General features: G+C 55.9%; 12 protein-coding genes. 11 read left to right on the plus strand and 1 reads right to left on the minus strand.

The features are described 5' to 3' along the window. The first annotated feature begins 85 nt into the window (after nucleotides 1-85). The 10 genes from HQL52_03395 (at nucleotide 86) to HQL52_03440 (ending at nucleotide 9,187) form a co-directional block, all read left to right on the plus strand. Nucleotides 86-967: an SPOR domain-containing protein gene (locus tag HQL52_03395; GenBank protein MBF0368481.1), complete on the plus strand. Its 882-nt coding sequence runs from the start codon at nucleotides 86-88 to the stop codon at nucleotides 965-967. Between the two features lie 42 nt (nucleotides 968-1,009). Further along, nucleotides 1,010-1,729 carry a heme ABC exporter ATP-binding protein CcmA gene (ccmA, locus tag HQL52_03400; GenBank protein MBF0368482.1) on the plus strand — a complete coding sequence of 240 codons (720 nt, stop codon included), beginning with the start codon at nucleotides 1,010-1,012 and terminating at the stop codon, nucleotides 1,727-1,729. Nucleotides 1,730-1,735: 6 nt separating this feature from the next. After that, nucleotides 1,736-2,401: a heme exporter protein CcmB gene (locus HQL52_03405; GenBank protein ID MBF0368483.1), complete on the plus strand. Its 666-nt coding sequence runs from the start codon at nucleotides 1,736-1,738 to the stop codon at nucleotides 2,399-2,401. Between the two features lie 16 nt (nucleotides 2,402-2,417). Continuing rightward, nucleotides 2,418-3,110: a cytochrome c biogenesis protein CcsA gene (ccsA, locus tag HQL52_03410; GenBank protein ID MBF0368484.1), complete on the plus strand. Its 693-nt coding sequence runs from the start codon at nucleotides 2,418-2,420 to the stop codon at nucleotides 3,108-3,110. Between the two features lie 435 nt (nucleotides 3,111-3,545). Then, entirely contained in the window at nucleotides 3,546-5,507 is a 1,962-nt protein-coding gene (locus HQL52_03415) for a heme lyase CcmF/NrfE family subunit (protein MBF0368485.1), read from the plus strand. Continuing rightward, a complete protein-coding gene (locus HQL52_03420; protein ID MBF0368486.1) occupies nucleotides 5,504-6,088 on the plus strand; it encodes a DsbE family thiol:disulfide interchange protein in 585 nt (194 codons plus the stop codon). The genes HQL52_03415 and HQL52_03420 overlap by 4 nt, the downstream gene beginning before the upstream one ends. Continuing rightward, nucleotides 6,088-6,612 (plus strand): cytochrome c-type biogenesis protein CcmH, encoded by a 525-nt coding sequence (locus tag HQL52_03425; GenBank protein MBF0368487.1) that lies wholly within the window; start codon nucleotides 6,088-6,090, stop codon nucleotides 6,610-6,612. Before HQL52_03420 ends, HQL52_03425 begins: the two co-directional genes overlap by 1 nt. A gap of 242 nt (nucleotides 6,613-6,854) precedes the next feature. Next, nucleotides 6,855-7,139, plus strand: a complete 285-nt coding sequence (locus tag HQL52_03430) for a DUF2442 domain-containing protein (protein ID MBF0368488.1) — start codon at nucleotides 6,855-6,857, stop codon at nucleotides 7,137-7,139. Nucleotides 7,140-7,214: 75 nt separating this feature from the next. Further along, the gene (locus HQL52_03435; protein MBF0368489.1) at nucleotides 7,215-8,249 is read left to right on the plus strand and encodes a polysaccharide deacetylase; all 1,035 of its coding nucleotides are present in this window, start codon (nucleotides 7,215-7,217) and stop codon (nucleotides 8,247-8,249) included. Next, nucleotides 8,246-9,187, plus strand: a complete 942-nt coding sequence (locus tag HQL52_03440) for a GNAT family N-acetyltransferase (protein ID MBF0368490.1) — start codon at nucleotides 8,246-8,248, stop codon at nucleotides 9,185-9,187. The genes HQL52_03435 and HQL52_03440 overlap by 4 nt, the downstream gene beginning before the upstream one ends. A 116-nt stretch (nucleotides 9,188-9,303) precedes the next feature. Here HQL52_03440 and HQL52_03445 read toward each other — a convergent pair whose 3' ends face one another. After that, complete coding sequence (locus tag HQL52_03445; GenBank protein ID MBF0368491.1) at nucleotides 9,304-11,133, minus strand: HAD-IIIC family phosphatase; 1,830 nt, start codon at nucleotides 11,131-11,133, stop codon at nucleotides 9,304-9,306. An 858-nt stretch (nucleotides 11,134-11,991) separates the two neighbouring features. Here HQL52_03445 and HQL52_03450 point away from each other — a divergent pair. After that, on the plus strand, nucleotides 11,992-13,840 hold a 1,849-nt coding region (locus tag HQL52_03450), incomplete at its 3' end, for a hypothetical protein (GenBank protein MBF0368492.1).

Consider the following 13,840-nt stretch of genomic DNA (forward strand, 5'->3'; position numbering starts at 1 on the left):
TCGAAAACTCCTTTATAACCGGCCTTCCAAACCCTAGGCTCTGTTACTGTCATCGCCCAGAGCGGTTTCGTCAAGTGGTGAAGCAATGTCTCGACAACGGTCTATGGAAAACGCCCCCAATCGTGAACAACAACTCTTCCTGGTGACCGGGGGAATTATCCTCGTCCTCATCCTGGTGGTCGTGGTGTTCGATCTGGTCCGCTCCCCCAAGGAGCCGGAGAGCGTGGATATCACCCGTCCGGTGGTCAAACTCCCAGCCCCCCCGGAAGGCACCGCGCCGAAAAAAGCCCGGGGTGAAACCCGCTGGATCACCACCGTCTCCCCTGCGCCCATTTTTGCCAACACCGACAACGACCAGGCGGCACCCACCGGGATGGATCAAAACCAGGCACCCGAACCTGATACCAGTGCCACGGATACCACGGCCAAGAGCAGAAGCACCACCTCTCCCCCAGCCCACAAGGTCACGGTGGGGGATGAGGATATCGCCATGCCGGCCCGCACCACCATGGGCAGTGCGACAGCAACACCCACAGTCACCAAGCCCATCGTTTCACCCAAGACCACCTCCAAGGCCAAAACCAGGGCGACCACGACCACGAGCAAAATCGCCTCCACCATCAAGAACGCTACCCGAACCCCCTCCAGGGTGACCACGCCAACCACCAGTCAAACAACGAGCAGCGCCACCGTACCCACCGCTTCCTCTTCCAGAAAAAGCGGCTATTCGGTGCAGCTGGCCTCCTTTTCCAATGAATCCAATGCCGCAGCCCTGCACGCCCAGATCGCCAATCTGCGTTTCAACAACCAACGCCTCCCGGTCTATCGCCAGACCGTCAGTGTCGGCGGTAAAAACTATTACCGGGTGCGGGTGGGGCCCTTCGCCTCCAAAAAAGAAGCGGAGCAGGCTTCGGTTTTGGTGCGTTCCAAGGCGGCCATCACCGGCTCAGTGGTTGCAAACCGCTGAATACCCCAAAGGAGTGGTTGATTCCATGGATGGAGCCAACGTTTGATGGGGAATCTCCGGGTTGAAGGGATTCATCACCAGTTTGGGCGGCAACGGGTTCTCCATGGGGTCGATCTCAAAGCAGACGCCGGGGCGTGTATCGCGCTTTTTGGGGCCAACGGCTCCGGCAAATCAACCCTGCTCGCCATTTTGGCCACCCGCCTGAAACCCCGCCGGGGACAGGTCTTCCTCAACGATCTCGATATCAGCCAACACGGTGAAGAAGCCCGGGGATTGCTCCTGTATGTGGGGCATCATACCCATCTTTACGGCCATCTGACACCCATGGAAAACCTCCGCTTTTTCGCAGACTTGCGGCGCCTTGAGGTGGATGACGGGGCGTTGCGGGAGGCGATTGGGGTGGTAGGGCTGGGGCGCTTTCGGGATCGTGCGGTGTTGGGATTTTCCGCTGGCATGCGCAAGCGTCTGGCGCTCTCCCGGATGCTCCTGGCCAAGCCTGCCCTGCTGCTTTTGGATGAGCCCTATTCCGCCCTGGATACCCAGGGGATCGGCTGGCTCAACGACACCCTGAACAGCTATCTCAACCAAGGGGGCACGCTGCTTTTGGCCAGCCACGAACCAGAACGGGTGGCCGCCCTCCCCCACACCCCCTATCGACTCATCAAGGGTCGTCTGCACCCGGAGCCTGCCCACTTGCCGGGCGGCACATCGTCCCCCTCAAAGCCTGTTCCAACCGAAACCAGCCCGGGACCACAGGAGTAACCCACCTTGCTCAAGGCCGCCTACCGTATCGCCTGGAAGGATGTGATGGGGGATCTGCGCCGTCGGGCGACCCTCTCCTCCATGGTTTTTTTCGCCATCTCGGTGCTGGTGGTCTTTCAAGCCGCCTTCGAACCCGACCGCCTGGAAGCAGCCCGCCTGCTACCGGGTCTACTCTGGACCACCCTGCTTTTTACCAGTCTGGTGGGTCTGGGACGGGTGTTTCAGGCAGAAGAGGAAGATGGCGCTTTTGAGGGACTGCTGATGGCGGCAGTCCCCAGGGGGGTGGTCTTTTTCGGCAAATGGTGGGGCAATCTTTTTCTCACCTCGCTGGTGGTGGCTATCCTGCTGCCTCTGACTTTGGTACTCTTTAACGTCGATGCCTGGGAGAAAATTCCGGCTATTTTGGGTATCCTCTTTTTGGGCACATTGGGACTCACCGGATTGGGGGTGCTGCTGGCAGCGATGACCCAGGCGGCCCGTTCCCGGGAGACCCTGCTGGCGCTGCTGCTGCTGCCTCTGGTGGCCCCCTTGCTGATCGCTGGCGTGCAGGCCACCGGCGCGGTACTTGGCAACGGTGGTGAAGCGGGGCCCTGGTTGCGACTGTTGCTCATCTTTGACGTGGTTTATCTGGCCTTGTCCCCCTGGGCCTTCGGCTGGTTGGTGGAGGAGTAGGATCGTTATGAATCTGATGAAAAAAATACAACGTCCCTTGGGAATCGGGGCGCTCGTTTTGTTGATGATCGGAATGTACCTGGTGATCCAGGCTCCGGCGGATTTTCAGCAGGGCAATTCGGTGCGGATTCTCTTTATCCATGTTCCCTCCGCCAAAATGGCCCTCCTGACCTATATCGTCCTGACCATTTCCAGCATCATGTTTCTCTGGAAGCGCAACGAAACGGCGGACATCATCGCCGATGCGGCAGCTCCCGTGGGGGCGGCTTTTACAGCGGTCACTCTGGCCACCGGTTCCATCTGGGGCAAGCCCATGTGGGGCACCTGGTGGGCGTGGGATGCCCGTTTGACCTCCATGCTGGTGCTTTTGATCATCTATATGGGTCTGATGGCGCTGCGCAACGCCATGGACGATCCCCAAAAGGGCGCCCGAGCCACAGCTGTGCTCGCCATTATCGGGGCGGTGGATCTACCCATCATCCACTTTTCGGTCACCTGGTGGCGCACCCTGCACCAACCTCCATCATTTCAGGGTAGCAAAGGCGGCATCCACATCGCCGGTCCCCTGCTCACCCCATTGCTTGTGATGGCGGTGGCGTTCATCCTGCTGGGGGCTTATCTCGTGACTTTAAAATCCCGGGAAGTGGCTGCCCAAAGAGATTTGGCAGCTAAAGATGCGGACGCCGCCATGGAAGAACTCCACGATTGACCAGCCTGGAAGATCGAGCCGGGGTCTGAAATAATTGAACCGGCTGGACAGATCCGAACTCTGAAAAGATGGATCTGATGAAATTGTTTTAAATGGAAATGGCGTTTTATGGTCATTTTGGTAATAAAAAAAGACAGGTAAAAACAAAATCAAGACCTTGGGGCTGCACCCCAAACCCGCTGAATATGGTAAAGATAAGATCAAAAGATAAAAAATAAAATCAAGACCTTGGGGCTGCGCCCCAAACCCGCTGGATATGGAAAGATAAGGTCAAAAGACAAAAAACAAAGTCAAAACCTTGGGCTCTGCCCAAACCCGGTAGGGGGATAATCCCCCTACACCCCTAACAGTAAAATCAAAATCACACCGGCAACCCCTCCCAAGCCGATTCCGGTTTGGTTTTCTGGGTATCCATACCCACTCAATGAGGATCATATGTGGATTGAGATAGGACATTTCGCCACCCTGATGGCGCTTTTGTTGTCTTTTTACCAGATCATCGCCTCCCTCTACGGAGCCCATGCCGCCAGACCCGCCTGGGTCCGTTCAAGCCGGCAAGCAGCAATTGGCTCCAGCCTGCTTTTGACCATCGCCGTGGCAGGGCTGATCATCTCCTTCATGACCCATGACTTTTCAGTGCGCTATGTCGCCAGTCATGCTTCGCTGAATCTGCCGGTCTTTTATCTGGCCACAGCCATGTGGGGAGGGCATGAAGGATCGCTGCTGCTCTGGGCCTGGCTGCTTTCTGTCTTCATAGCAGTCGCGGCGTGGCGTCACTGGAAAACCCATGCCCTTTCGATGCCGTGGATTTTGGCGATTCTGGGAGCTTTGCTGGCGGGATTTTTGATTCTGGTGCTGTTTCTCTCCACCCCCTTCGAACGGTTGATTCCCCCCCCCATGGATGGCCGGGAGTTGAATCCCCTGCTCCAGGATCCGGGAATGGTATTTCATCCGCCGTTTCTCTACATGGGCTATGTGGGGTTTGCCATTCCCTACGCCTTTGCCATGTCGGCGCTCATCGTCGGCAAAACCGGGGAAGAGTGGATTTTGGCCACCCGCCGCTGGACCCTCTTTTCCTGGGCCATGCTCACCACCGGCATCATCTTCGGGGCTTATTGGGCCTACTATGAACTGGGTTGGGGGGGTTACTGGGCCTGGGATCCGGTGGAAAATGCCTCCTTCATGCCGTGGCTGACGGGAACCGCCTTTCTCCATTCGGTGATGGTTCAGGAACGACGGCAAATGTTCAAGATTTGGAACCTCTTCCTGATCATCACCACCTTTGCGCTGTCGCTGTTGGGCACCTTCCTGGTGCGCTCCGGGGTGCTCTCTTCGGTGCACGCCTTTGCCACCGATCCGGGGCGGGGGGTCTTTATTCTCGTCTTCATGTCGGTGGTGTTGCTCTTTTCCTTTGGGGTGTTGGTGTTTCAGTCCGATCATCTCAAGACCAAAATCACCATTGAAAGCCCCTTCAGTCGGGAAACCGCCTATCTGTTCAACAATCTTTTTCTGGTGGTGGCGACGATCACGGTCTTGCTGGGCACCCTCTATCCCTTGGCAGTGGAGACCTTTTCCGATGCCAAGGTGTCCGTCGGTGCGCCCTATTATAACAAGGTATTCATTCCCATCATGTTGGGCATGTTGGTTTTAATGGCCATTGGTCCCCTCATTCCCTGGCGGCGGGCCTCTATTGCGCAGTTGAAAAAGAGCCTGCTTTTGCCCCTGGGAATTGGTGCGGCGGGCTTGCCTCTGGGGTTGGTTTTGGGCATCGACCACCCATACGGCCTGGCGACCCTGGTGCTGATCCTCTTTGTGGGCTCGACCCATCTGTTGGATGTGGTGCGAGGCGTTCGCTCCCGAATCACCCGGGATGGGGGCAGCATGGGGAGTGCTCTCTGGCGGTTGATCGGTCGCAACAAACGGCGCTACGGCGGATTTGTCGTCCATTTCGGAGTGTTGGTGATGGCGGCGGGCTTTATCGGCTCGGGGCTTTTTCAGGAAGAACAAAATCTCCTGCTCCAACCGGGGGATTCGGTCAAAATCGGCTCTTGGGAGATCACCCTGGAGGGGGTTGGGGAGACGTCAAAGCGCAACTGGACCGCTTTGGAAGCCACCATTCGGGCCAAATCCGACAGTGAAGAGGTCATCCTGCGGCCCCAAAAACGGGTCTACAGCGTCAACTCCCAGCCCACCACCGAGGCGGCCATTCACACCAACTGGAAGGAAGATCTCTATGTGGTGCTGGGGGATCCCGTCGGGGAAACCTGGTCGATCCGGGTTTATGTCAATCCATTGGTCGTCTGGGTGTGGGGGGGCTCATTGCTCATGGCGTTGGGGGTGATCATTTCCCTTATGGGTGGGGGTGGCGTGTTGCGTCGGGAGAAAAAAGTCTCATGAAAACGCTTTGGAAAATCGTCTTGTTGGGGATTGTTGCGGCTATTTTGGTTCTCTTTGCCTTGGGGCTTAACAACGATCCCCGGAATATCCCCTCACCCTTGGTAAATCGCCCGGCGACCCCTTTTACCGCACCGGCTTTGGATGGCCGGGGAGATGTTTCCCTGAGCGATTATCAGGGCCAATGGGTGTTGGTCAATTTTTGGGGTTCATGGTGTGTCAGTTGTATTGCGGAGCATCCCTATCTGATGGTGCTGGCCCAAATCGCCCAATCCAGGCCTGACTTTTCCATCGTGGGGGTGGATTTTCGGGATACCCAAGGGGGGGCTGAACGCTTTTTGCAGCGTCATGGCGACCCTGGTTATCGCCACGCCAAGGATCCCAAGCAGAAAATTGCCATCGATTGGGGGGTTTATGGGGCGCCGGAGTCGTTTTTGGTGGATCCCAACGGCATGATTCGCTTGAAGCATACCGGCCCTCTCTATGATGGCTGGTTTGAGCGGGTAGCCCTGCCGCTTTTGCAAGAGACACCGGAAACAAAAGAACAAGCAGCGCCAATCGGCGTCAAAGGGGAGAAGGGGTGATGATGGGTCCGATTTATCAATCCATTGGCAAGGTGATGCTCCTCGCAGGTGTGCTCCTCTTTTCCCAACCCGGATGGGCCACGGAACTGGCGGAGGATCCCAGTGAGGCGCAAGTGCGGATTATCGCTCAGGATTTGCGCTGTGCGGTGTGTCAAAACCAATCGATCTACGAATCCAATTCGGATCTGGCCAAGGATATGCTGGAGGTGATTCGGGATAAGGTCCGTGCGGGAGAAGAGGAAGCGGCGATTCGGGACTATTTTTTCCAGCGTTATGGCGATTACATCTATCTGGAGCCCACCAAGGATGGCATGAACGCGGTGCTCTGGTTCGGCCCTTTCATTGCGCTGGGAATCGGTGCCTGGGCTTTGTGGGCGGCGCTGGGTCGCTGGCGCAAGAGCGCAGCCTCAAACCTGGACCCTGCTACCGCCGCCGCTGCCACAGCTGCCTCCCCCTCCCCCGGCTCGGAAGGGGATAAGATGCAAAAGCGGATTGAGCAGGAACTTGAAAAGGTGGATGTGTGAGTGTGTCTAGGCCTTTAGAATAGGGCTTCTATTTCACCAAAAGGAACCATCATGACTTACATCGCCCCAGATACTGAAGGGTTTTGAACAACCCCGCATCAAAATGAACAATAAGGCCGACCAGAGTGTTTCTCTGAAGTCGGCCTTTGTGATTGTTCTTTCCCTTAAGCCTCTATCACGTGGTTTGGATACTATTCAAATTCTGGTCAAGATGGAACAGATACGAATGAAGGAGGCCTGGGATGGGTATTTTAGCACTAAGCGCTGACGAACGAGTGAAAGATCTGGCTATCGACGAGGCCTACCTCAACGTCGATCTCATGGATGGCCGTCGCATATCGGTGCCTTTGGCCTGGTATCCCCGTCTACTGGAGGCCAGCCCCGAAGATCGCTCAGAGTGGCAGGTGTGTGGGGGTGGCTATGGGATTCACTGGCCCCGGTTGGATGAAGATCTCTCCACCGAAGGCCTGCTCCGGGGGGCTCCTGCGCCCGGGTTCACGTCTGATTCCCACACCGCTGATCCCTGATTCCCTCCTGTAACACCACAAACCCACACACATCGCCTGCATCCTCAAAGTATCAAAGCAGTCCCCCCCCCTTTCTTGCGGATCAAGCTGGACAACCAGCCATCCCCACCGCCACAATCCCCCATCATGAAAATCCTCTTCACCATCGATGTGGAAACCTGGCCGGTGACCACCGATCCGGAGACGTTCGGAGATTATTTCGAGCGCTGTATTTTTGGGCGGGTTGGGGATGGGGCGTGGGGGCTTTCCTATCAGCTTGATATCTTTCGGCAATACGATCTTCAAGCGGTCTTTTTTGTGGAGCCCCTGTTTGCCGGGGTGATGGGGCTTGGGTTTCTGGAGCGGATCGTTTCCCCCATTTTGGCAGCTGGTCACGACATTCAGCTCCACACCCATCCCGAATGGCTCAGCCAATACACCCCTCCCCTCCTGCCCTCAAAGACTCCCCGCCACCGGATGCATGATTATGCCGAAGGGGAGCAGGTTGAGATCATTGAGCAGGGGCTCAAGCTGCTGAAAAAATGTGGTGTTGATCAGGTGCAGGCCTTTCGGGCGGGGAGCTTTGGCGCCGATGACAACACCCTCAAAACCCTCTCCCAAACCGCCATCACCATGGATTCAAGCTTTAATCCCGGCTATCCCGAGTGCCGGATCACCCCTCCCCGCTCCTCCTCTTCCAACTCTGCCCCCCCCTCCCCCTGGCAGCCGGTCCGCCACCACGGCATCCTGGAATTTCCCATGGGGGGGTTCAGCGATTGGCCGGGGCACACCCGCCACTTGCAACTGACAGCGGTCTCAACGGCTGAAATGACGGGAATGATCGAACAGGCCTATGAAAAAAAATGGCGCTATCTGGTGATTCTGTCCCACAGTTTTGAACTCCTCAACCGCAGCCGCAGCCGGAAAGACCCCATCATGGTGCGACGTTTTGAAGCGCTCTGCCAATTTTTGGCGAATAATCGACAGCGATTCCAGACCATCGGTTTTGCTGACATCGACCCCCAAGCCTGGAGCAACGATACCGCCTGCCACCCCCCCCTGACCTCCCATCCCCTGCGCACCCTCCACCGCATGGGCGAGCAGCTTTTTCGCCGGGTCTACGCGCCATGAATCCCAACGCACCCCAGCCAATCGTTCTGAAATATCAGCTCGGTGAGCGAATTTTGTTTCGCCATACTTTTCAGCTCACCGTGGTGGAGCACCCCCTCGGCCAGTTGTTGGACCAACCGCCGCATTCAACCACCTCCTCCAGCTCCCTCCCCAAGGATGGTGACGGCGTGCTGTTTCGGGGACTGCCCATGCCCAAACATCCCGGGCGTCCCGCTATTGGGGATCGGGGTGTGCTCTATGTCCCGTCCCACTATCAGCGCCACTATATCGATCTGTCCGGCTCCTTTGGGGATTATCTCCAGGGTTTTTCCGCCAAATCCCGCTCCACTCTAAAACGCAAAGTGAAAGCTTTCGGCCAATTTTCCGGGGGGGAGATCCGCTGGCAGCTCTATCGCAAGGCGGAAGAGATGGATGTTTTTTATCGATTGGCCCGGGAAATATCCGCCATCACCTATCAGGAGCGGCTATTGGATGTGGGGTTGCCGGAGGGGATCGAATTTTTAAAAAATCTGCAAATCCAGGCCCGGGGGGGGAAGGTTTGGGGGGCGATTTTGTTTCATGGGGAAAAACCGGTCAGCTATCTCCATCTGCCAATCCATGATGGCGTCATGCTCTATCGGCACCTGGGATTCCACCCGGACTATCGCCGCCACTCTCCGGGTACGGTGCTGCAATATTTGGTGTTGGAGCAACTCTTTGAAAAGCCATATGAACCAGCCATCCGCTGGTTTGACTTTACCGAAGGAGAGGGAGAGCACAAGCGGTTTTTTGGCAATGGCCGGATTCCCAGCGGCAATCTGTTTTTGCTGAAGCCCACCTTTAAAAATGCTGTACTCACACTCAGCCATGCAGGGCTTGAGGGGCTTTCCAAGTGGTTGGTAGGACTCCTTGAAAGATTTGGGATCAAGGAGCGGGTGAAGCGGTTTTTTCGTCGGTGACGACTGACCTGCTGGGAATGGGAATGCAAAGTCAAAAGATTAAAGTCAAAAGACAAACCTTGGGCTCTGCCCAAACCCGGAAGGGGGATAATCCCCCTTCACCCCTAACAGTAAAATCATTTTGATTGGGGATTCCGGTTTGTTTGGATAAAGTCGCAAACCAAGCTATTTTTCTGGAGATCCAGGAAAAGACCCTGCTCCCCCTCTTTGATCTCAAATCCCAATGATTCCAACGTCTGTCTGGCAGGCGTATTACGATTGGTGGGCTGAAAGTTGACCCAAAGCTGCTCTACCCCCGCCTCCCCCTCCAGCAAGGAATTAAAAAACGCCTGCTCAATAAACTTGCCCTGCACCCGGCAGGAGAGCATGAACTCCTCCACCCGCAACACCCCACCAACCCGCCTCACCAAGCTAAATCCCACAATGCCGTAAGAGCCAAACCGGTCGGAAACCGACAGCACATGCTTTTGCAAATCCGGATCCCGCAACAGCCCGGGCAAAGCATCCCGACCATATTTGGCCCCGGAAAAATTGAGCTGATTGGTCCGCTGCATCAACTCCGCCACCCGCCCCGCCTGTTGAGAACCATAGGGCTGCACCGTCAACACAATCTCGCAGGAAGCCAAAAAACCCCGATAATCCGCACCAAAGCGGGATTGTACCTGCTCCCGAACGAAAGCATCCTGATAGTAGCGCCGCCGCTCTTTGGCTTCACTGCTGGTGCTCCCCTGAAACCGGGGATGATCGACCAGTTCCGAAAGCCGCCCCACCTCAAAAACAGCCACCTGGGGCAACGCCCGGGAGACCTCTTCCAGCTCAAAGGGGGAGTCGTCGATGAAAGCAAAGGTGTTGAGCCCGATATTCAACTGCCGGGCGATCTCTTTGATGTTACCGCTTTTGGGCCGCCAGTTGATTTGAGGGGCCAGGAAATAGTCGGACAGGCCCATTTTTTCCAACATTTTCCACGCCTGGTCGTGATCGTTTTTGCTGGCAACGCTGTTGAGAATCCCCCGCTGATCCAAGGTTTCAATCAACTCCCGCACCCCGCTTCGCACCCCCTTGGGCGCCCCTTCCAGTAAAACCCCCTGCCACAGGGTGTGATCCAGATCCCAAACCAGGCATTTGATGTTTTCCATTTGGGGCTTGGTCCGAAAAACCACAAAATCGGCAGTGCCAATCACCAGCTCCCCCCACTCCTTACCCCGGCCCCCTTCCATCTCCGGCACCAACGCCACATCAAAAGGCAAACCACAGCCACTCACCGATTGAAAGAGGCGCGCTTCGAACTGGTGGCGATTGTGACCCGGATCCAGGGTGATGCGGACAGAAAAGGGGGGAGGAATTTGAGCCCCCTGTTGTGCCGGTTCAAGGCTTGCGCGGGAGACGCTCATGGTGAGATTTAAAACCAGAGAGTTGGCGCCCGGATTGAAGGTTTCCAGCACAAAAGCATCCGGGAGCCGCTCGGGATGGGGATGGCTGCGATGGAGGTGGCGGTTATAGCGCTCCAGCAAGCTGAAGGCGAGATGACGCAAGCGTTGATCCCGAGTGATACCGAACAAGAGCGCCCCAATGGCATTGAGGAGCCGTGCCAGTCGTTCGGCCCACCGTTCCTTCCAAAGCAGCCGCCCCAAAGGCTCCATGCGGGTGTTACCTCGGGCTTCCAGCTTGCCCCAGCGGCGAAAATGAATCTCCGCACCGTGGTCCCGAAGCCCGGAAAAAGCGCTGTTTTTACGCACGCCCAAGCCAAACCGGCGACAACGACCATCGGGGCGGGGCTCATAAAGATCACAGCTGACAAAACAGGCAGGCGCCGCACACTCCACACAGTGCTCCCCCCACACCATGAAGGAAAGATGGGAAACAGCCGCTCCACCAGCTGGGGATATCGAAACCCCAAGAGGTGATGGATCCCCCTTTTGGGGACGATATTGGTGAAACTCAAACATACTAATTTTGCCAAATCATCAATGGTTTATCCATCACAACCCCGGCTGCATCCAGAGCTGGAACCCATTAAAACGGGCAGGGGGATACGGTACACAAGAACGCTCTCTCCTGCCATCCACAAATCTCATTCAGCCATCCACAGCCATTCCGCTCCCAACGGCCACACGCTCATCCCGGATAGCCCTGGGGAGGCAACTGTGAGTAGTGCCCGATAACAAAAAATAACGGGCGATCTCTCAAATCCAATTAATTTATACTTGCCAAATGGATCAAAATTTCGTTCCCTGTAACAAAGTTTGAACTATTATTCAATTGAATTATTTTATGCTTGATTGCTTCGCTTTATAATGATCGAGTGACAAACAACCACAAACCAGTTTTCCGGGAAAAACAGTTCCGAATGAACGGTTTCGACCTTTTCCAAAGCCGACCAGCCCTCATGTATCTCTTTTTTCCATCTTCATAATGATGGGCACACTTGGCATCGGCAAAGTCGCTACCCTTTGAGCTGCCTGCAACCCATTCCCAGAGCTCTTCCAGCCAATAGATAAGATGGATCTTCAAAACGCGTTGCTGGGAATGAGGCCATCAGGCTTTTCACCATAACACATGATCCGGTTATTTTTGGAAACACTCGCCTCAAGAGGGGGCTTGGCAACACCATAAGACAGGATAGAGGAAAATCATCTATGAACATTCAAGACATGAAAATCAGCACCAAGCTCATCAGCTCCTTTCTCATTGTGGCTGCCATCCTGGCTGTGGTAGGGGGATTGAGTTACCGCAACATTAATATCATTGGCCAAAAGACCGTCGACATCACCCATGCCAGCCCTCTGGTGGACGCCGCCATGGAGATGAAACTCGCGGTGCGTTCAGACATGCAGATGATCATGGAACTGCTGGCTGCCGGTGATCAGCGGGCACTGGACGAGGTGTGGGCGGAACACGAAAGATTCATCCGGGATTTTGATACCTTTGCCGACGGCATTCTTCAGGGAGCCCAAACCCCGGAAGGAACCATCTATGCCGCCCAGGATCCGGCGTTGCGAGCCATCGTCGAGCAAGCAGACAACTTTCACAACGAGTCGTTCCAGCCCCCGATCCGCAAAATCTATGAGCTGATGAGCCAAGTGTTCGTGTTGCAGGCTGAGCTGGAACAGACCATGGGGGATTTTGAGAAGGGCTATGGTCAGGTGGTCAAGCTCTCTGAAGATTTTGAGGGCCAGGTCAAAGATCGCATCCAGCAAAAAATCGCTGCTGGCAAATCAGCCGAGGCCATCATGTCTACGGAGATCACCTGGGCGGACATGGCCATGGAGATCAAATCCACCCTGGGGTTGAGTCGGATCGCCATCGAAGAGATGGCCCAAAGCCTGGAAGCGGGGGCCATTGATGAACTCAAGGTGGAGTATGAAGGAACCATTGCTGAATTCGACGGTTGGATCACAGCGCTACTGAATGGCGCCGTGACCGAGGAGGGGCGTATTGCCCAGGTGACCGATCCTCAGCTGCGGGCCATGGTGAGCCAAATGGATGGGATCCACAACAGCGCCTTCCAAAAAACCGCTTCCCGTTTCATGGAGATCCAGCGGGAAATCGCTCTGGTGATTGCCGAACGGGATGAAAATGACCAGAAAGCTGACGAAGTCGGTGAAAAAACCATGGAGATCATGGGGGGTGTGGAGGATGGTGCCAAAAAAGCTCTGAATATTGCTGCGGAAACCTCTATCGCCACTGGTCATACCGCCACGAATCAAACCCTGATCGGTATTTTCGCGGGGCTTGTCATAGCCATCGCTCTGGGAATGTTCATCACCCGTGATCTGACCCATCCCATCAATACCTGTGGTGGCCTGCTGCAGGACATGGCCAATGGCGACCTGACCATCTCATGCGCAATGACCCGCAAGGATGAGCTTGGAGAACTATTCACCAACATGTCGGATATGGCTGCCAAAATGCGCGAGGTGTTGATGAGCGTGCGGACGGCATCGGAGCAGGTGGCCACTGGCTCTACTGAGCTTTCCGATGCGGCACAACAGCTCTCCCAGGGGGCGACCGAGCAAGCCGCTTCTGTAGAAGAGACTTCTGCCGCCATGGAGGAGATGACCTCCAACATTCAACAAAACACCGACAATGCCCAGCAGACCGAAACCATCTCCACCAAAGCCTCCGCCCACGCCCAGGAGACGGGTGAGTCGGTGGAGCAGGCCCTTTTGGCCATGCAGGAGATCGCTGAAAAGATCAACATTATCGAAGAGATCGCCCGGCAAACCAACCTCCTGGCCTTGAACGCCGCCATTGAGGCTGCCCGGGCTGGTGAACATGGAAAAGGCTTTGCCGTGGTGGCTGCTGAAGTGCGCAAGCTGGCGGAGCGGGCTCAAAATGCCGCTGGTGAGATCACCCAGCTCTCCAGCAGCAGTGTGACGGTTGCCGCCGGGGCCGGAGAAAAACTAAACAGCTTGGTTCCGGATATTCGCCGGACGGCGGATCTGGTGCAGGAAATTTCTGCTGGCAGCTCCGAGCAGAATGCCGGGGCGGGGCAGATCAACAACGCCCTACAGCAGTTGGACCAGGTGATTCAGAGAAATGCCGGGGCTGCGGAAGAGATGGCGGCCACTGCGGAAGAACTCTCTGCCCAGTCGGATCTGTTGCAGGATTCAGTTAGCTTTTTCAAGATCGGTAACCAAGGGAGTGTTGGCG

Source organism: Magnetococcales bacterium, from assembly GCA_015232395.1.
In the GTDB taxonomy this organism is placed as follows: domain Bacteria; phylum Pseudomonadota; class Magnetococcia; order Magnetococcales; family JADFZT01; genus JADFZT01.